At 36.0% G+C, this 20,076-nt stretch carries 20 protein-coding genes and 1 other annotated feature; of the genes, 18 read left to right on the forward strand and 2 right to left on the reverse strand.

From position 1 onward, the window contains the following. Nucleotides 1-41: 41 nt before the first annotated feature. Both BN1243_RS03730 and BN1243_RS03735 read left to right on the forward strand, forming a co-directional pair. A complete protein-coding gene (locus BN1243_RS03730; RefSeq protein WP_062104911.1) occupies nucleotides 42-224 on the forward strand; it encodes a cold-shock protein in 183 nt (60 codons plus the stop codon). A gap of 174 nt (nucleotides 225-398) precedes the next feature. Further along, nucleotides 399-1,946: an FAD-dependent oxidoreductase gene (locus BN1243_RS03735; RefSeq protein ID WP_062104912.1), complete on the forward strand. Its 1,548-nt coding sequence runs from the start codon at nucleotides 399-401 to the stop codon at nucleotides 1,944-1,946. 112 nt (nucleotides 1,947-2,058) lie between these two features. On the opposite strand, the gene msrA is transcribed toward BN1243_RS03735, so the two are convergent. Then, entirely contained in the window at nucleotides 2,059-2,592 is a 534-nt protein-coding gene (gene msrA, locus BN1243_RS03740) for a peptide-methionine (S)-S-oxide reductase MsrA (protein ID WP_062104913.1), read from the reverse strand. 259 nt (nucleotides 2,593-2,851) lie between these two features. Here msrA and BN1243_RS03745 point away from each other — a divergent pair, with 259 nt between their 5' ends. Both BN1243_RS03745 and BN1243_RS03750 read left to right on the forward strand, forming a co-directional pair. After that, on the forward strand, nucleotides 2,852-4,585 hold the full coding sequence (locus tag BN1243_RS03745) for an ABC transporter ATP-binding protein (RefSeq protein ID WP_062104914.1): 1,734 nt from the start codon (nucleotides 2,852-2,854) through the stop codon (nucleotides 4,583-4,585). Further along, nucleotides 4,575-6,362, forward strand: coding sequence for an ABC transporter ATP-binding protein (locus BN1243_RS03750; RefSeq protein ID WP_062104915.1), 1,788 nt, complete (start codon nucleotides 4,575-4,577; stop codon nucleotides 6,360-6,362). Before BN1243_RS03745 ends, BN1243_RS03750 begins: the two co-directional genes overlap by 11 nt. A gap of 59 nt (nucleotides 6,363-6,421) precedes the next feature. Here BN1243_RS03750 and BN1243_RS03755 read toward each other — a convergent pair whose 3' ends face one another. Continuing rightward, nucleotides 6,422-6,631, reverse strand: a complete 210-nt coding sequence (locus BN1243_RS03755) for a TM2 domain-containing protein (protein WP_062104916.1) — start codon at nucleotides 6,629-6,631, stop codon at nucleotides 6,422-6,424. Nucleotides 6,632-6,887: 256 nt separating this feature from the next. Between BN1243_RS03755 and metA the strand changes: the two genes are divergently transcribed. The 14 genes from metA to murB all read left to right on the forward strand — a co-directional run bounded on the left by metA (nucleotide 6,888) and on the right by murB (nucleotide 19,979). Then, the gene (gene metA, locus BN1243_RS03760; RefSeq protein ID WP_062104917.1) at nucleotides 6,888-7,793 is read left to right on the forward strand and encodes a homoserine O-acetyltransferase MetA; all 906 of its coding nucleotides are present in this window, start codon (nucleotides 6,888-6,890) and stop codon (nucleotides 7,791-7,793) included. A 196-nt stretch (nucleotides 7,794-7,989) separates the two neighbouring features. Further along, nucleotides 7,990-9,051, forward strand: a complete 1,062-nt coding sequence (rlmN, locus tag BN1243_RS03765; RefSeq protein WP_062104918.1) for a dual-specificity RNA methyltransferase RlmN — start codon at nucleotides 7,990-7,992, stop codon at nucleotides 9,049-9,051. Between the two features lie 126 nt (nucleotides 9,052-9,177). After that, a complete protein-coding gene (locus BN1243_RS03770) occupies nucleotides 9,178-9,933 on the forward strand; it encodes an exodeoxyribonuclease III (protein WP_062104919.1) in 756 nt (251 codons plus the stop codon). Then, on the forward strand, nucleotides 9,930-10,775 hold the full coding sequence (locus BN1243_RS03775) for an SDR family oxidoreductase (protein ID WP_062104920.1): 846 nt from the start codon (nucleotides 9,930-9,932) through the stop codon (nucleotides 10,773-10,775). The genes BN1243_RS03770 and BN1243_RS03775 overlap by 4 nt, the downstream gene beginning before the upstream one ends. A 140-nt stretch (nucleotides 10,776-10,915) precedes the next feature. Next, a complete protein-coding gene (locus BN1243_RS03780; protein ID WP_062104921.1) occupies nucleotides 10,916-11,938 on the forward strand; it encodes a hypothetical protein in 1,023 nt (340 codons plus the stop codon). A gap of 80 nt (nucleotides 11,939-12,018) precedes the next feature. Beyond that, nucleotides 12,019-12,447 (forward strand): cell wall hydrolase, encoded by a 429-nt coding sequence (locus tag BN1243_RS03785; RefSeq protein ID WP_062104922.1) that lies wholly within the window; start codon nucleotides 12,019-12,021, stop codon nucleotides 12,445-12,447. A gap of 298 nt (nucleotides 12,448-12,745) precedes the next feature. Next, complete coding sequence (locus BN1243_RS03790) at nucleotides 12,746-13,351, forward strand: DedA family protein (protein WP_062104923.1); 606 nt, start codon at nucleotides 12,746-12,748, stop codon at nucleotides 13,349-13,351. Nucleotides 13,352-13,366: 15 nt separating this feature from the next. Continuing rightward, the gene (locus BN1243_RS03795; RefSeq protein ID WP_062104924.1) at nucleotides 13,367-13,648 is read left to right on the forward strand and encodes a DUF6509 family protein; all 282 of its coding nucleotides are present in this window, start codon (nucleotides 13,367-13,369) and stop codon (nucleotides 13,646-13,648) included. Nucleotides 13,649-13,701: 53 nt separating this feature from the next. Further along, nucleotides 13,702-13,916: a binding site (T-box leader), on the forward strand. 47 nt (nucleotides 13,917-13,963) lie between these two features. Next, entirely contained in the window at nucleotides 13,964-15,064 is a 1,101-nt protein-coding gene (gene proB / locus BN1243_RS03800; RefSeq protein WP_062104925.1) for a glutamate 5-kinase, read from the forward strand. 17 nt (nucleotides 15,065-15,081) lie between these two features. Then, a complete protein-coding gene (locus BN1243_RS03805) occupies nucleotides 15,082-16,329 on the forward strand; it encodes a glutamate-5-semialdehyde dehydrogenase (RefSeq protein ID WP_062104926.1) in 1,248 nt (415 codons plus the stop codon). Nucleotides 16,330-16,351: 22 nt separating this feature from the next. Further along, a complete protein-coding gene (locus BN1243_RS03810; protein ID WP_062104927.1) occupies nucleotides 16,352-17,419 on the forward strand; it encodes a branched-chain amino acid aminotransferase in 1,068 nt (355 codons plus the stop codon). Between the two features lie 94 nt (nucleotides 17,420-17,513). Continuing rightward, on the forward strand, nucleotides 17,514-18,380 hold the full coding sequence (locus BN1243_RS03815; RefSeq protein WP_062104928.1) for a dimethylarginine dimethylaminohydrolase family protein: 867 nt from the start codon (nucleotides 17,514-17,516) through the stop codon (nucleotides 18,378-18,380). Beyond that, nucleotides 18,377-18,886, forward strand: coding sequence for a mismatch-specific DNA-glycosylase (locus BN1243_RS03820; RefSeq protein ID WP_062104929.1), 510 nt, complete (start codon nucleotides 18,377-18,379; stop codon nucleotides 18,884-18,886). Before BN1243_RS03815 ends, BN1243_RS03820 begins: the two co-directional genes overlap by 4 nt. Nucleotides 18,887-19,064: 178 nt before the next feature. Next, entirely contained in the window at nucleotides 19,065-19,979 is a 915-nt protein-coding gene (murB, locus tag BN1243_RS03825; protein ID WP_230200096.1) for a UDP-N-acetylmuramate dehydrogenase, read from the forward strand. Nucleotides 19,980-20,076: the final 97 nt, after the last annotated feature.

Consider the following 20,076-nt stretch of genomic DNA (forward strand, 5'->3'; position numbering starts at 1 on the left):
TAGCGTATAATAGAATTAACTATAAGAAAGGGGATCTTGCCATGGCATATAGAAGAGGACCAAGAGAACCAGTTCCAGAAAAAGAAACGGTTGTTTGGTCATGTACGAATGAGGAATGTTCGTGTTGGATGAGGGATGCCTTTTCTTCAGAAGAAAAAACAATTTGTCCGATCTGTAAATCGGAAATGGAAAAAGAAATAAGGGTTTTACCAGTTATTAGTTAGTAAATGGAGACTGTCGCTCATAGACAGTCTCCATTTTTTATATTTGTTATTTACAAAGGTGAATGCTTTGAAGCCAAGTTGGGAATATCAACTAATAGATAAGAAAAGCGAAAGGCGACCAGCAACTAGCAAATTTTATAGATTCTTATCTTTTAACTAATGGGAGGGATTGATATGAGTCAGAATAGAACTAGCGAGGTTATATTTCCTCCGTCCTGGTGGATCCAATCATTAGAAATGCCAACTTTTCCCGCTCTAGATCACGATATGAATGTTGATGTGGCGATTATAGGTGCTGGAATCACAGGTATATCTATTGCGTATCTTTTGGCAAAGGAAGGAATGCAAACGGCTATTTTTGAAGCAAGTAAAGTTTTAAATGGTACTACTGGCCATACTACTGCGAAAGTTACATCACAACATGGAGTTATTTTCAACGAGTTAATTAGTCATTTCGGTGAAGATGGAGCCAGACTTTATTATGAAGCTAATCACAAGGCGATAGAACAAATCGAAAAAATGGTTAACGATCATAATATAGATTGCTCTTTCCAAAAGGAAGATGCTTATATTTATACGAATGATGAAAACTATATAGAGAAATTGAAGTTAGAAGCTGATGCCTATAAACGTTTAGGTATTGATGGAGAGTATAGTAATGACATTCCTATTAATATTCCTTATAAAGCTGCAGTTGTGATGAGAAACCAGGCTCATTTTCATCCACTTCGCTATTTAGTAAATGTATTGGAGCTTTTTAAGAAAGAGGGCGGTCAAGTATTTGAAAATTCAGTAGCAACTCATATGGAAGATGGAGATCCACCTATTGTCTCTTTCCGCAATGGTAATAAAGTAAAAGCTAAATATGTTATTTCCGCCTCCCATTTTCCGTTTCATGACAGTCAAGGATATTTTGCTAGGCTATCCCCAAATCGATCATATGTTATAGCTGGAAAACCTATGAAATCGTTTCAAGGTGGTATGTATATAAATGCTGAACAGCCAACTAGATCAATCAGACCAGTTACCATAAATAATGAGGAAATGCTCTTATTTAGCGGAGAAAATCATAAAGCTGGGCAAGGCGAGCCTGAGAAAGATCATTATGAGGCACTTAAAAAATTTGCAACTGAACATTTTGGTGTTAAAGAAATCCTTTACCAATGGTCAGCTCAGGATTTAATAACTCCGGATAAGCTCCCTTATATTGGACGTTTATCTACTTATAAAAATCTTTTTGTCGCTACAGGATTCCGTAAATGGGGGATGACGACCAGCCATGTTGCAGCAAATCTTATAAAAGATTTGATTATAGGAAATGCAAACCCTTATGAACAGCTTTTTTCTCCCTCTCGTTTTAAGGCTGATCCAGGCATTAAAAAAATGATAAAAGAAAATCTTAATGTGGCTACACATCTAATCAGTGGAAAATTCGACCGGCCTGATAAAGAATTAAAAGATATTCACAACGGTGAGGGGGCAGTCATCACTATTAAAGGGAAGCGTGCTGGAGCGTATAAAACAAACGAAGGCAAGCTATATGTCGTTGATACGACATGTACTCATATGGGCTGTGAAGTAAATTGGAATAGCGGGGATCAAACTTGGGATTGCCCTTGTCATGGTTCACGTTTTTCCTTTGAGGGAGAGGTCATTGAAGGTCCTGCTGAAAAACCGTTAAAAACTATTGACCCTGATGAAATCGATTATACAACTTCATGACCTTGACGATTTACCACTTCATTATTAATCTTTACGATGTTCGCCATATAATTTTGAGAAAAGATTCGACAGAAATTTCGTCGAATCTTTTCTCAAATACAAACTATATTTATCACTGCTTAGCCCAATAAGTTGCAATAAACTCATCGCGCCCCGATTTTTCCCTATCTTCCGTGTATTCCTCTTCATTCTTTTTATAAAAGTCTTGATGGTACTCTTCTGCACGATAAAAAGGTTCCGCTTGTTTTATTTCAGTCACAATCGGTTTATTGAATTTTCCGCTAACAGCAAGATCTGCTTTTGATCGTTCTGCAGCAGCTCGTTGTTGATCATTATGATAAAAAATAGCTGTTCGATACGAAGTCCCTCTATCTTGAAATTGCCCACCTGCATCTGTAGGGTCAATTTGTTGCCAATATATATCTAGCAACTGTCGATAAGGAAAAACATCAGGATTAAACGTAATTTGTACAACTTCATAATGTCCGGAATGCCCCGATTTCACATCTTCATAAGTAGGGTTCTCTACATGTCCACCCATATAACCTGATATGACACTGTGAATGCCATCCCATTGATCAAACGGTTTTACCATGCACCAAAAACAACCGCCAGCGAAAGTCGCTTTTTCAAGATTTTCTGTCATCTATAAGATCCTTTCCAATCCAATATTTTAATATTTTTGCCAAACCAAGTGTGGAAAACAAATTAATGAAAAAAGCTTCACTAGGCTTAATTAAACCATAAATCGGCCAAATACATCAAATGAATAAAACAAATCTTTCTATACGTGATTAATGAAAGTTATGAAAAGTCCATACAATTCACATGACAAATTTATCATTTTATCTTAAGATAAAGAGAAATAAATATTTAGCTACACGAATGATCTGGGGGAATGCAACATGGGGAAAGTTATTTCATATTTAAAGCCCTATCGCTGGGCCATGGTTTTTGCATGGATGCTCATGTTAATTGAGTTGACAGTGGAATTATGGCATCCCATCTTTATGGCAAAAATTATTGATGAAGGGATATTGAAGGAAGATTTACACGCTGTCATTCTATGGGGAGGCATCATGGTCGGGATGTCACTGCTAGGATTTGCTGCTGGGATCATCAATTCTTTTTATTCTTCCCACGCTAGTCAAGGTTTTGGTTTTGATGTTCGTGCGGCAGTGTTCAAAAAAGTGCAATCGTTTTCTTTTAATAATTTAGCTCAATTCCAAACATCGTCACTCATCACGAGATTAACAAATGATATTACTCAGATTCAAAACACCGTCTTTATGAGTTTACGGATTGCTTTAAGGTCTCCTTTATTAATAATCGGTGGAGTTACAATGGCATTTTTTGTAAACATGAAACTAGCTCTTATACTTATTGCTCCTATTCCAATTTTAGTTGTTCTTCTCGTTTGGATGATGAAATTAAGCGGCAAGTTATTTCGACTAGTACAAGATAAATTGGATAAAGTCAATAATGTCATGCAAGAAAATTTAACAGCCATGAGATTAATAAAAGCTTTTATTCGAAGAAAATTTGAAGAAAACCGATTCGGCAAGGCGAATGAAGATTTACGAAATCAAACTGTTAAAACACTAAGACTTGTTGAATTACTAGGTCCCATTCTTTTGTTTGTCATGAATCTAGCCATATTATTCATTCTTTGGTTTGGTGCCGTTGATGTCCATCAAGCAAGAATTAATGTCGGAGAGGTTGTTGCTATCGTTAACTATGGTTTTCGAATTACTATGGCACTATCTATGTTATCTTGGATTATAATGGCTTTTTCCCGAGGAAGAGCTTCTTCTCAACGAATTAATGAGGTGCTTGAGACAACAGTTGACCTCGAAGACAATGCTTCAAGCTACTCCATTCCAAAGATTAAAAAAGGGAAAGTAGAGTTTGAAAATGTTAGTTTTCAATACCCTGGCACAAACCACCTAGTATTAGCTAATATTTCTTTTACAGCGAATCCTGGAGAGACGATTGCCTTGATGGGTGCGACTGGAGCTGGAAAATCAGCGTTATTCCAGTTAGTTCCAAGGTTATACGATATTACAAGTGGTGCTATTAAAATTGATGGAATCGATATTAGGGATATGACCTTAGATTCTCTGCGAAAACAAATTGGTTTTGTTCCTCAAGAATCCATTTTATTTACTGGTTCCGTTGAAAGCAATCTTGAATGGGGAAAAGAAGATGCTACTTTACAAGAAATTATCGAAAGTACAACAGACGCTCAAATTCATGGAACGATTACAAAACTGCCCGAACAATATGAAACGAAAATTGGACAAAAAGGCGTCAATCTATCCGGGGGACAAAAGCAAAGACTTTCTATCGCTAGAGCGCTAATTAGAAAACCAAAACTATTGTTTTTAGATGACAGTACAAGTGCACTTGATATGAAAACAGAAGCAAAATTATTGAATGCTTTGGAAAAATATGACTGTACTACATTCATCATTACTCAAAAAATAACAACAGCGATGAAAGCCGATCAAATTTTGTTATTGGATGATGGTGAGTTAACAGCCAGTGGTAGTCACGAGAAACTAATGAAGACTTCTCCGCTCTATCAAGAAATATATAAGTCCCAATTTATAAAGGAGGGACTCGCAGATGTCCAATAGAGGCAGGCATGGGCAACCAGTAAAAGTTGAAAAAGCAAGAAATTGGAGAAACACATTGCTCCGAATATGGAAATATCTTGATGTTTATCGAGGGCAACTATCTTTAGTTCTTTTAATGGTTTTAGTTAGCTCTGGACTTGGTCTTTTAGGTCCTTTCCTAATTGGTAAAACAATAGATTCATATATTGCTCAAAACAGTGGTACTGCATTATTCACGATACTGATTATAATTGGCTGTGTGTACCTATTGTTTTCAGTATCTAGTTTTATGCAAAATTTTTGGATGGTTGGGATTGGGCAAAAAACGGTTTTCACTATGAGGAATCAACTGTTTACTCAATTGCAAAATTTGCCCATTAAGTTTTTTGATAAACGTCAACACGGAGAACTAATGAGCAGGCTAACAAATGATATCGATAATGTTAGCCAAACCTTAAACACATCTGTGATTCAATTATTTTCCAGTGTTTTAACCCTTATAGGAACAATAACAGTAATGTTGCTATTAAGTCCAATACTTACATTAATTACAATGATTGTCGTACCATTAATGTATTTTGGAATGAGATGGATTACAAATCGCACAGGAAAGCTGTTTAAAGAACAGCAAAGACATTTAGGTGATTTAAATGGATTCATTCAAGAAACGATCGCTGGGCAGACAATTGTAAAAACCTTTTCTCAAGAAGAGAAGATCACTGCAGAATTCATGGAAAAAAATGAACAATTAAGAAAAGCTGGTTATTGGGCACAAACATATTCCGGCTTTATCCCAAAACTAATGAATATGCTCAATAATTTGAATTTCGCCATCATTGCCGGAGCTGGAGGGGTATTAGCATTAAATGGACATGTCAGTATTGGAACGATCGTTGTTTTTACTGAATACTCGCGCCAATTCACCCGACCGCTTAATGATTTAGCAAACCAATTTAATACATTGTTATCCGCTGTTGCTGGTGCCGAAAGAGTCTTTGAAATTTTAGACGAAGAAAAAGAAAAAGATGAGGCTTCGAGCCGCTCGATCGATTATGTTGCTGGTGCCATTGAATTTCGAGATGTTTCTTTTTCATATGATGATGGGGATCAAACGATTGAGGATTTCTCCTTTCATGCAAATCCAGGTGAAACAATAGCACTAGTTGGACCAACAGGAGCTGGAAAGACGACTATTATAAACTTACTAGCTCGCTTTTATGAACCTAATGACGGTAAAATTTTAATTGATGGTATTGATGTCACGACGATTAAAAGAGATAGTCTTAGAAGTAAAATGGGTTTTGTTTTACAAGATGCGTATTTATTTCAGGGGACAATTAAAGAAAACATACGATATGGAAAACTGAATGCAACAGATGATGAGGTTGTTGATGCGGCAAAAATGGCCAATGCCCACTCGTTTATTATGAAACTGCCTAATGGGTATGATACTGTGTTAAAGCAAGATGGAGGCGGGATTAGTCAAGGACAGCGTCAATTGTTGTCAATTGCGAGAGCAATGTTATCAGATCCATCCTTACTTATTTTGGATGAAGCTACAAGTAATATTGATACGATTACTGAAATGAAAATCCAAGAAGCACTGTATCGATTAATGAAAGACAGAACTAGCATAGTGATTGCGCATCGGTTAAATACTATTCAAAATGCTGATCAAATTCTTGTTCTCGATCAAGGAAAATTAATCGAAAAAGGGAACCATAAATCTTTATTGGAACATCATGGGTTTTATTACAGTTTATTCCATAGCCAAATCAAACAAGAAGCCATTTCCTAAAATAATCATTTAATAAAAAATCCGCTGCTCACTTTTAGAACAGCGGATTTTTTATTTACTTAAGCAGCGTTGTTATATTTTTTATCGAAGTTCTCATCGCTTGTTGCGATATATACGATTCCCTCAATAAAACCAATAATACTTGGAATTCCAGTCCAGCAGAATAAAATATAAACAATGCCTAGACCAATTTTCCCTAGATAGAATTTGTGAATTCCAAAACCACCTAGAAAAATTCCAAGTAATCCGGCTACGAGTTTGTTTTTCATGAAACTCTATACCTCCAATAAAAAAGAATAAATTAGTACATTGCTATTATATCTATTTCTATACAAAAAGGAAATATTTTTGACAATTTCAATAAATCGGTAATATAAGGGGATTAATTTAAGATTTATCAATCGAGCTTGCTCAAAGAGGAAATCCTATATATAATTGATTTTATCAGTATTTTTTAAATAGCGGAAAAGATAGTCAACTAATTGTGTAAAACACTAGTTTTTTTTACAGCAAGGAGGTTTTTAAATGCCTATTAATATACCTAAGAAAATGCCGGCGAGAGAAATTTTGGAAGTAGAAAAAATATTTGTGATGGACGAGGAACGAGCTATTGCGCAGGATATACGTCCTCTCAATATCTTAATCTTAAATTTGATGCCTGAAAAACAAAAAACCGAAGTGCAGCTACTACGACTTTTAGGAAATACACCACTACAAGTAAATGTTTCATTTTTACATATGGCTACACATCAATCTAAAACAGTTAGCAAATCTCATCTTGATCAATTTTACACGACGTTTTCTGAAGTGAAAAATCAATATTTTGATGGAATGATTATTACTGGTGCACCTATTGAGCATCTACCATTTCACGAAGTGACTTATTGGGAAGAATTAAAGGAAATTTTAGAATGGACAAAAACACGAGTGACTTCGACAATGCATATTTGTTGGGGTGCACAAGCCGCACTATTTTATCATTATGGAATAGATAAGTATGACCTTCCCGAAAAATGTTCTGGAGTATTTCAGCATCAGATTTCCGACCCGAAAATTAAACTAGTTCGTGGGTTTGACGATCTTTTTTTTGCCCCACATTCGCGAAATACAAGTGTTAGTGAAGATGAAATTATCCAGCATCCAGATTTATTGTTATTGTCCAATGGGGAAGCAGGACCTTTCATGATCATCTCTAAAGATGAAAAGAATATTATGCTAACTGGCCATTTAGAATATGACACAACTACTTTGGAAGAAGAGTATGAAAGAGATTTAAATAAAGGGATCGATATTCAACCACCTGAAAATTACTTTCCAAATGACGACAATACTCGAAAACCACTCAACACTTGGAGGTCTCATAGCCACCTGCTATTCTCTAATTGGTTAAACTACTATGTTTACCAAGAAACACCATATGAATGGAAATAAAGCAGAGAGAGCTGTCGGATAAGTGACAGCTCTTTTTTATGCCCCCAAAAGTTTGATCTTTTTCATGACGGTTAGGAGCCTAGTATGGCCCAATTGAAAATATAAGTTTACTGGAAATGACAAATAGGTTGTTTCCTTTTAAAAACCTAAGTATTATAATAACTACATTGCAATTTTTGAAATGAGGGTATCAAACGTGAAACAATCAATTTATGGGTTAACGATAGATCAATTAACAGAATGGCTTTTGGAACACGGTGAAAAAAAATACAGAGCACAACAACTTTGGGACTGGTTGTATCAAAAGCGGGTTGAGAATTTTGATGAAATGACCAACCTTAGTAAAGAATGTCGGACATTATTAGAAGACAATTTTTGTATTCAACCGTTAGAACAAGTTATTAAGCAAGAATCCTCGGACGGCACGATTAAGTTTCTATTTCGCTTGGAAGATGGAAATCTAATTGAAACTGTATTGATGAGTTTCCCATATGGTTTATCTGTCTGTGTAACTACTCAAGTTGGCTGTAATATTGGATGTAGTTTTTGTGCGAGTGGACTATTGAGAAAAAGCCGGGATTTAACTAGTGGGGAAATTGTTGGCCAAATCATGAAAGTGCAACAGCTTCTAGATTCAAGAGAAAAAGACCAACGTGTAAGTCATATCGTCGTTATGGGAATCGGTGAACCTTTCGACAATTACAAAAACCTAATGAATTTTCTCCGAGTTGTGAATGATCCAAAGGGATTAGCTATTGGAGCAAGACATATTACTGTTTCTACAAGCGGACTGGCTCATAAGATTCGTGATTTTGCTGATGAGGAACTTCAAGTAAATTTAGCTTTATCACTTCATGCTCCAAACGATGAACTTAGAGGGCAAATTATGAAAATTAATCGCGCCTTCCCAATTGCCAAACTAATGGAGGCACTTGATTATTATTTGGAAAGGAATAATCGTCGCGTGACGATCGAATATATACTGCTAAAAGATGTCAATGATCATGTAGAAGAGGCTTTACAACTAGCTAAGCTACTTGAAAACAGGCGTCATCTTACTTATGTAAATCTAATTCCTTATAATCCAGTTAACGAGCACATTCAATATGAACGAAGTGAACAAAAAAGTATCATGGCTTTCTTTGACACATTAAAGAAAAAAGGGATCCACTGTGGTGTTCGACTAGAGCAGGGAGCAGATATTGATGCTGCTTGTGGACAGTTGAGAAGTAAGCAAATTAACAAAAAAGCCATGTGAAATATTTAAATGAACAGAAAGGATCGGTTCCTAGAAACCGATCCTTTTTCAATAACGAAATCGATTGCTTGTTTGAAAAACTGAAAAGTGTACAATAAAATTAGTTCATTAAAAGGGGAAAAAGCTATGAAACTAGTATCATGGAATGTTAATGGAATTAGAGCCTGTGTGAAAAAGGGATTTCTGGATTATTTTACTGAAGAGAATGCTGATATTTTTTGTATTCAGGAAACTAAACTACAAGATGGTCAAATTCAATTAGATTTGGAAAATTACAATCAATATTGGAATTACGCTATTAAAAAAGGCTATTCTGGGACCGCTATTTTTACACGAATCAAACCGCTTTCTGTGAAATATGGAGTTGGAACTGATGAAACTGAGGATGAAGGCCGTATAATAACATTGGAATTTGAAGAATTTTTCCTTATTAATGTCTATACTCCAAATTCTCAGCGAGATCTTGCACGATTAAGTTATCGTTTAACTTGGGAAGATCGAATTCTTACTTACATAAAAGAATTGGATCAAAGCAAGCCTGTTATTCTTTGCGGTGATTTAAACGTTGCGCATAATGAAATAGATTTGCGAAATCCGAAACCGAATATGGGAAATTCGGGTTTTACTAATGAAGAACGTGGGAAATTTACTACTCTGCTGGATAATGGATTTATCGATACATACCGATACTTTTATCCTAATAAAGAGGGGGCTTATACGTGGTGGTCCTATATGAATAAAGTTAGAGAAAGAAATATCGGGTGGCGAATTGATTATTTTGTCGTTTCTGAACGATTAAAAGATACCTTACTAGATGCCCAGATCCATTGTGACATTATGGGAAGTGACCATTGTCCAATTATGTTGGAGATTGATCTATGATTGGAAAAACAATATTAATTACTGGAGCTTCAAGCGGGTTCGGTTTAATAACAACAATCGAGCTTTGTCGTAGAGGATTTGAAGTAATCGCAACGATGCGAGATTTAACTAATAAAGATACCATAATAAAGTTATGTCAACAAAATGAAGTAGCTAGTCCGACCTATTTTCTGCAATTAGATGTTACCAATTCAAACTCTATAGAAAATCTGGCAGTTAACTTAGAAGCACTACCACCAATTGACATTTTAATTAATAATGCGGGATTTGCTCTTGGAGGTTTTGCAGAAGAGGTAAGCCTACAAGAATATAAAGAACAATTCGAAACTAATCTATTCGGAGTCATATCAGTCACTCATGCTGTACTACCCAATATGAGAGAACGAGGCGAAGGAAAAATCATCAATGTCAGCAGTATATCTGGAATAATCGCCTTTCCAGGTTTATCTGCCTATGTAGCTTCAAAACACGCATTGGAAGGATGGACCGAATGTTTACGGCTTGAAGTTAAACCATTTGGTATCGATGTTGCACTTATTGAACCTGGTTCTTTTCAAACAAATATATGGACAAAGGGAAAAAGAATAGCGAAAAGCTCACTATTAAAGTCATCACCTTACCGTTCCTATATGAGAGCCATTGAGAATGAAATGGAAAAGGGGAGAAGTAGCTACGGCGAACCGCAAATAGTAGCACTGCTAATAACAGAACTTTGTTTGCGAAAACAAATAAAGAAACTTCGTTATCCGATTGGAAAAGGTGTAAGAACAATAATCTTTTTGAAACATTTCCTTCCTTGGTTATTTTGGGAACAGATTGTTCTTAAAAAACTAAAACAATAAAACTGTATGTGCATTGCTACATCCAAACGTCCATATTTATTTAGTAAAACACATTATGTTTTTGAACTAGTCATAGAAATTCTACAAACATCATTTGGTAGAATAATAAAAAACAATGTAAAAATAAGGGAGGGCCAATTATGTGTATTAATTTTAAAAAACACACTGAATCATTTTCTTTTTATGACGGAAAAGGAAATTTGATTGAGAGAGAGACTGAAGTTCGATTTGATCCATTAACTGGGGGAACATCCCGAATCATTTTTGATTCGGGTTTAAAGCTGACACCACCTGATTATTCAGTAGCCGCAGAAAAAACAAGCGGGAAAAATTGTCCGTTTTGTTCAGAAAATATTTTGCAAATGACACCATTATTCCCAAAAGAAATTGCTGAAAACGGTCGCATTTTTCAGGGAGAAGCCATTTCATTTCCAAACTTATTCCCTTATAGCAAGCATAACGGTGTAGTTGTTTTTTCTGGCCAGCATTATGTAAAACTTGAGGAATTCACTCCAACACTAATAAGAAATGCTTTTATGACTGCACAAACATATATTAAAAAAGTAACTAAATCCGATCCCGAAACAAAATATGCATCGATTAATTGGAATTATTTACCTCATTCAGGAGGTAGTATTCTTCATCCACATTTACATGTTATTGTATCTGATTCACCAACTAATTATCAGGCCAATGTCCATCAAAGTGGTCAAATGTTTTATAACGACAAAGGGAAAGAGTATTTTACAGAGCTTTACAATATCGAGAAGGAAAATAGAGAAAGATGGATCGGGGAAAAGGGAAGGGTTGCATGGATGCATGCTTATGCCCCGAAAGGACATAATGATTTTCTAGGAATCTTTAATAATGTAAACAACCTTTACGAAATCACCGAACAAGATTGGTCTGACTTTGCTGATGGTCTCATTTGTCTTTTCAAAACATTAAAAAGTCAGGACTTTTCAAGCTTTAATTTATTATTCCAGCTTTCTATCGATCCAAATATGAAACAACCAGCTCACGTTCGATTAATACCACGATTTACATTGGGTGCACTGGATACAAGTGATATAAATTATTTCCAAGCTCTACACCAAGAACCATTAAGTTATAAAAAGCCTGAAGAAGTAGCAGCAAAAGCAAGAGAATTTTTTGATGAATAATTAATTATCAATTTTGAGTCGTAAACAATTGGGTCACCATCCAATATGATGAAAGTGAAGGAATCTTTGGAGGTGGCAGTATGCCTGTAGTTAAAGCAAGAGAATCGGATATAGATTTATTGGCAAGATTACTGAGAGCCGAAGCTGAAGGGGAAGGAATACAAGGAATGATGATGGTTGGTAATGTCGGCATCAATAGAATCAGGGCAGATTGTTCCGATTTTAAGGGAATAAGAACAATCCCACAGATGATTTATCAGCCGCATGCATTTGAAGCCGTGACCCACGGGTATTTTTACCAAAGAGCAAGAGAGAGTGAAAGAAGGCTAGCAAAGCGGGCGATCAATGGGGAAAGAGTATGGCCGGCGAAATATAGCCTCTGGTATTTTAGACCTGAAGGAGATTGTCCTGCAACATGGTACAACCAGCCACTTGTTGCTCGCTATAAATTACATTGTTTCTACGAACCGACAGCTACTGAGTGTGAAAATGTTTATAATACCTTTTAGCAAAAACAAGCATCAGATTGATGCTTGTTTTTATTATAACTTCCGGTATTAACACCTGGTATTAATAGTTATTTGAATAATTAGCACCAGGTACTAATTCTCGCTATTTTAAGGGGCTATTTAAATATATCAACCTCACTCATTTGTTATTTTAATATAATTCTGCATTCAATCTTTTTTTACATATTATACGGGGTATACGCATATACCTAGGCGGGTGTATTTGAACAAATTGGTATAAATAGTATCTTCGGATTGTAAGATGGTAAAAAGATCCCTTATGTTAAGGAGGAAGAACGTGGAAGTCTGGATATTAGATATAATGGAGAAGTTTGGTTATTTAGGAGTTCTTATCTTAATCGCGATTGAGAATATTTTTCCTCCTATTCCGTCCGAAGTCATTTTAACCTTTGGGGGATTTATGACGACTTATACGGGACTATCTGTTGCTGGAGTTATTTGGTATGCAACACTAGGTTCCGTTATTGGCGCTATTATTCTTTACGGTATTGGTTATCTATTAAATGCGGACAGGTTAGAAATTATAGTACATCGTTTTGGTCCTTTTCTTCGCTTGAAAATGACCGATATTCATAGAGCAGAAGCATGGTTTAATCGGTCGGGAAAGTGGACAGTCTTTTTTTGTAGATTCATTCCTCTTATTCGCAGTCTTATTTCAATACCTGCCGGAATGGCACGCATGAATTTTATCGTGTTTTTCGTATTTACATTATTAGGAACATTGCTTTGGAATGTCATTTTAGTTAATATTGGAGCCGCTGTAGGTGAATCATGGGAAGATATTGTTAAAATGATGGACGTTTACTCGAATATCGTCTATATTGGATTAGCCATTCTGCTTATCGTATTAATAGGTTTATGGATAAAAAAAAGACAAAAGTGAAAGTGGGAATTGTGAATGGAAATCGTCGGACATGAAGTTGAACAGTTGCATGATCCAACTGGCATCCTACAAGGAGAACGTTATGAGTTTTTTCTGCAATTTGATGTTCCAGAAGAAGATGATTTATTTTCGGAACATGGCTTATTACTAAGGGTCATTTTCTCTGTCACAGAAAGCGAAAAAAGGATTTTGCACTACGAAATTATCGAAAAGAGTTCAAACAAAGTTTTGGATTTTGCATTAGAACCTGAGGAAGAAGAATTAATCCTTAGCTACTGTATTGAACATTATAAATAGCATCTTGAATCTCTTGACATTTCAGAAAAATATCGCCATAATATTATAAAATCCATTGAACGTTGAAGAAGGATTAGTATACGAATTTTGTTGTGACAGAGAGCGAAATTTAAGAGCTGGAAGATTTCGCCACTAACAAACCGTAGAACCTACCTTTTGAGTCCTGTGACAAAAACACAGGCGTGTACCTACGTTATAGGAAAAGCGGGATGTTTCTTGACATCCAATTATGGTGGTACCGCGGAAGCTAAGTCCTTTCGTCCTTAAAATCGAGGATGATGGGGCTTTTTATTTTTTAAAATTTAGGTGATACTGATGAAAAAACAACGAGTTGTAGTCAAAATTGGGAGCAGTTCTTTAACGAATGAAAAAGGCGAAATTGATCTAGAAAAATTTAATGATCATGTTTGTGCAGTTGCGGAATTACGAAAAGCAAGGCATGAAGTAATTCTCGTTTCTTCCGGGGCAGTTGCAGCAGGATTTAAACGTCTTGGATATCCTTCCCGCCCCGTAACAGTTAAAGGGAAGCAAGCTGCTGCAGCTGTTGGACAAAGCCTGCTTATTCAGTCTTATATAGATAAATTTAACGAGTTTGATATTGTTCCCGCTCAAATTTTATTAACTAGAACCGATTTTTCCAATCGAGAACGATATCGAAATGCGTTTGCAACGATGACGGAACTTTTAGATCGGGGAATATTACCAATCATCAACGAGAATGATACTGTTTCCATTGAAGAATTAACATTTGGCGACAATGACATGCTCTCTGCTCTTGTTAGTGGTTTTATTCATGCAGATCAACTCATCATTTTGACAGATATTAATGGGATATATGATTCTAATCCCCGAGCCAATCCACATGCTAAAAAATTAGAATACTTGGAATCCATTTCTGAAGAATTAATAAAGAAAATGGATGGAGCAGGTTCAAAAATCGGTACAGGTGGGATGAAATCAAAATTATTAGCAGCAAAAACTGCCCATTCCCTTGGCATCCCAATTTTTATAGGTAACGGAGTGGGCAAAGACAAATTCATAGAAATATTGAAAGGTAATGGGAATGGCACATACATTTCTAATTCAAAAATTACTGCTATCAATACAAGTAGGCAATGGATAGCTATTCACTCAGAATTGTCTGGTCGCTTATATGTAGACCAAGGAGCAGAAGAGGCTATTTTGTTTAATGGGAAGAGCTTATTGCCAGCTGGTGTATTTAAAGTCCAAGGTACCTTCCAAAGAGGGGATGTTGTGGAAGTGTTTGGTGTGAATGGCCTTTTAGGTAAAGGGGAAGTCAGTTATACCTCTGATGATTTAAAGAGAATAATAGATCAACGAGATAAAGAAAAAAAGCTGGAAACTCCAACAAGCCGGCACGAAGTTATCCATCGGGATCGGTGGGTCCAAATCTGATAAGGGAGAGAGCGTAAATGAGTGAAGTAAAAACGAAGGGACACTTGGCAAAACAAGCCAGTTATTCTCTTGTTAATGTTTCAACCGAAGAAAAAAATATCGCGTTGGAACTTATTGCTCAAAAGCTGCTAGAAAACCAAGACATTATCCTTCAGGAAAATGAAAAGGACTTGCAAGAAGGTAAAATGAAGGGACTATCTGATGCCGTTCTTGATCGCATTATGCTAAATGAAAAACGCATCGAGGATATGGCTAGTGCTATTAGACTTTTAATCAAACTGAAAGACCCGATTGGTGAAACCCTCGAAACAATCGAAAAAGAAAATGGATTAAAAATCTATAAAAAGCGCGTCCCAATTGGTGTAATTGGCATGATTTATGAAGCACGTCCTAATGTTACAATCGATGCGGCAACACTTGCTATTAAAACAGGAAATGCCGTTATATTAAGGGGAAGTTCTTCTGCCAAACACTCAAATATAGTACTAGTACACACGATTCACCAAGCATTAGAGAACAGCGAAGTAGCGATAGACTCTATTCAATTATTAGAAGATACAAGCAGAGAGACAGCTAAAGAACTTTTCCGATTAAATGAGTATCTTGATGTATTAATTCCTCGTGGAGGGAAAAATTTAATCGAGACCGTAGTAAGAGAATCTACTGTTCCAGTTATTGAAACAGGCGCGGGTAATTGCCACATTTTTATTGATGAATCAGCTGATGATCAAATGACTACAGAAATCATTTTGAACGCTAAATTACAACGTCCTTCTGTATGTAACGCTATTGAGTCTATACTAATTCATGAAAAATGGCTAAAACAAAGTGGTAAAGCTTTAATCGACCTTCTTCAAAGAAGTGGAGTGGAAATTTTCGGAGATGAAATCATTGCAAACGAATGTCATAATATAAGAAAGGCTACCGAAGAAGATTGGTCTACTGAATACCTTGGATTAACTGTTAGTATTAAAGCAGTATCCAGCCTTGAAGAAGCCATTGATCATATTAACCGCTTTGGTACAAAACACTCGGAAGCAATTATTACGAATGACGATAATCATGCAAAAATCTTTTTAACTAATGTTGATGCTGCAGCGGTTTATCATAATGCGTCAACCAGATTTACCGATGGCTTCGAATTTGGATATGGAGCAGAAATTGGTATTAGCACACAGAAACTTCATTCCCGAGGTCCAATGGGTCTTGAAGCACTTACATCAAGCAAGTTCTTCATTTATGGGGATGGACAAATTAGAAATTAGTAAATAGGTGAGGAGAGGCATCATGACAGAAATTAAAATTCAATTAAGCACTAATAAAAAAACTAAGCCAGAACAAGAACAACTTCCATTCGGCAGAATTTTTACGGATCATATGTTTATTATGGATTATTCCAGTGCTCAAGGCTGGCATGATCCAAGAATTGTTCCTTATCAACCGATTACGCTAGATCCAGCTGCTATCATTTTCCACTATGGGCAAACTGTATTTGAAGGGTTAAAAGCTTATTTAAACGACAAGGGAGAAGTATTACTGTTTAGACCGCTCGAAAACATGAAAAGATTAAATCGGTCTAATCATCGACTTTGTATCCCTGAAATCGATGAGAAGTTCGCTCTCAAAGCACTGAAAAAACTAATTTCGATTGATAAAGATTGGATTCCCAATAAAGAGGGTACTTCTCTTTATATACGTCCATTTATTTTTGCGACCGAGCCTTATTTAGGTGTTGCACCGTCAACAAATTATCAATTTATCATCATCTTATCACCAGTGGGCGCTTACTATAAAGAAGGAATTAATCCTGTGAGAATCGCAGTGGAAAGTGAGTATGTCAGGGCTGTAAAAGGTGGTACTGGCAATGCTAAAACAGCTGGAAATTATGCCGGTTCTCTAAAAGCTCAAGAGGTAGCAGAGGCGGAAGGTTATTCACAAGTACTGTGGCTAGACGGAAAAGAAAATAAGTATATTGAAGAAGTTGGAAGCATGAACGTATTCTTTAAAATTGACGGAAAAGTGATAACTCCAGAATTAAATGGAAGCATCTTGGAGGGAATCACTAGAAAATCAGTTATTGAGCTTTTAAACCATTGGGACATACCAGTCATCGAACGAAGAATATCAATTGAAGAACTTTATCATGCTCATCAAACTGGAACTCTCGAAGAAGCATTCGGTACTGGAACTGCTGCTGTCATCTCTCCAATAGGTGAGCTTGCATGGAAAGAGCATCATATGGAAATTAATAATAGCGAGACAGGGCCATTAGCGAAAAATATTTATGATACTATGACAGGTATACAGACAGGAAAAAAAGAAGACTTGTTCGGTTGGCGAATAAAAGTAGAATAAATTAAGAATATATTAAAAGTAACTAAGCAGAAGTAACTGTTCTTAGTTACTTTTTCATATCTAAAAATTCTTATTGAAATAAAGGTGATCAATGATGGCTTCCCAAAACGACAACAAGATTTTTTGTTCAAGCGAATATGATCCTCTCAATAAGGTGATTATGTGTGAACCACAATATATGGAAATACGAGAAGTAATCAACGAGACCCAGAAATATTATACTCAAAACAACATTGATCAAGATCTTGCTATGAATCAGCATAGAAAATTCACTAGTTCTTTAAGGGCGAATGGTGTTGAGGTTCTGCTTCTGCCACCAGATAATACCTTTCCTGAACAAGTTTTTACTCGTGACATTGGCTTTACAATAGGGAATCAAGTCTTCGTAGCACAAATGGCAAGCAGTATTCGCAAGGGAGAAGAAAAAGCATTACAGAAAAGATTGAATTTCCGAGGTTCCCCTTTTATCGAAATGACTAAAGGGATAATTGAAGGTGGAGATGTTATGATCAATCAACATACAGTGTATGTTGGTATTAGCAGCCGAACGAATAAAAGAGCAGTTGCAATTCTCCAAGAAGCCTTACCTGATTTCAAAATCATCCCCATTCCTTTTCACGAAGAATATTTACATCTTGATTGTGTTTTTAACATTTTATCACGTGACGAAGCTCTTTATTTTCCCGCTGCCTTATCAGATGAAACAATTATGATGTTAAAGAAACAGTTTCGACTAATTGAAGTTACAGAAGAAGAACAGTTTACTCTCGGCACGAATGTCCTTTCCATTGGGAATAAGAAAGTGTACAGCCTTCCAAGTAATCAAATTGTGAACGAGAAGTTGCGTGAACGAGGCTATGATGTAATAGAAATAGATTTATCCGAAATCATTAAATCAGGAGGCTCTTTTCGCTGTTGTACAATGCCGATTTTAAGGAAAGAGGAGGGGGTTATAGTATGAAGCCAGTCCAAGACCATCTTAAAGAAGGATTATCTATTCTTTTTGTTGGGTTTAATCCAAGTATTCGCTCAAGCGAAACTGGACATCACTACGCCAACCCCACTAACCGATTTTGGAACGTTTTATTTGAAAGTGGCTTAACAAGTAGAAAATTTCTCCCTTCTGAAGGGGATGAAGTTTTTTTTAATGGATTTGGGTTTACAAATATTGTACCACGGCCAACTAGAAGTGCTGATGAAATTACAAATAACGAATATATTGAAGGCAAAAAAGTTTTAAAAGAAAAAATCGCTCATTTTAAGCCGAAAATCGTTTGTTTTGTCGGAAAGGGCGTCTATTTAAAATATACCGGAAAGCGCCAAGCTAACTGGGGATTACAATCTGATCAAACTGTTTCAGGCGTGCTTGATTTTGTTGCACCTTCGACTAGTGGACTCGTTAGAATGAAGACTAAAGAGATGGTCGAAATATATAAAGAACTTAAAAATCTGATAGTTGATTTATAATGTAAATATTGATATAAAATGAGAACCGAAAACTGGGCGAACGAATATGTTGTTATAGATATGCAGTATTCCATATAGGTGTTTTTGAGTAATTTCTCTATAGATCGTTGCTATTCAGGTGTTTTTATTTTAATATCAATGTAGACTTTCTTGAAAATAAAACATAAGAGGCATAAAAATGAAAGATAATTTATTAGTTATGAAAGATTTACAGAATAAGCTTCCTAATCTGTCCATTTTACTATCAGAACCTTTATCCAAACATACATTTATTAAAACTGGAGGGAATGGAGATATCTTTATTAAACCGAAAGATATCCATGAACTTCAAACGATCGTAAAATATGTCCACACTAACGAAATACCTCTAACTGTGTTAGGAAAAGGAACAAATGTCATTATTAAAGATACAGGGATAAGAGGAGTAATTGTAAGTCTAGAAAAATTCAATCACATTTCTGTCAATGGTCGAGAAATTCATAGTGGGAGTGGTGCGAATATTATCGATGTTTCTCGTACAGCTCTCTCTTTTGGATTAACTGGGCTTGAATTTGCTTGTGGCATTCCGGGCACGGTTGGTGGAGCTTTAATTATGAATGCTGGAGCATATGGTGGAGAAATCTCGGAAGTCTTGATTTCTTCAACTATTATAAACGGTTCTGGAGAAATCATCACCCTCCGAGAAGGCGAATTTCAGTTTGGCTACAGAAATAGCGTGTTCGCTAAAGAGAATTATATTATTGTAGATGCGGTTTTCCGACTGGAAGAAGGAGATCCTGAAGCGATTAAGGCAAAAATGGACGAAAATACTTTTTTACGTGAATCGAAGCAACCATTGGAATATCCATCGTGTGGTAGTGTATTCAAACGCCCTCCAAACTATTTTGCTGGAAAACTAATTCAAGATAGTGGATTACAAGGTACTAGAATTGGCGGTGCAGAAGTCTCGACGAAACATGCTGGCTTTATCGTCAACGTAGATAATGCTACCTCTTCGGATTACTTGAAATTAATTAAGCACGTTCAAAAAACAGTAAAAGAAAAATTCGGTGTAGACTTAGAAACCGAAGTAAAGATCATTGGGGATGAATAGAAGCAAAGATGACTTGTTAGTTACGTAACATGATAGGCCTAATACGGTGAACTGAAGGGAAGAAATCGAGTACAAATTGTACTCGATTTTTTATTTT

Origin of the sequence: Bacillus niameyensis (assembly GCF_001375535.1) — a bacterium.
GTDB classification, from domain to species: domain Bacteria; phylum Bacillota; class Bacilli; order Bacillales; family Bacillaceae_C; genus Lederbergia; species Lederbergia niameyensis.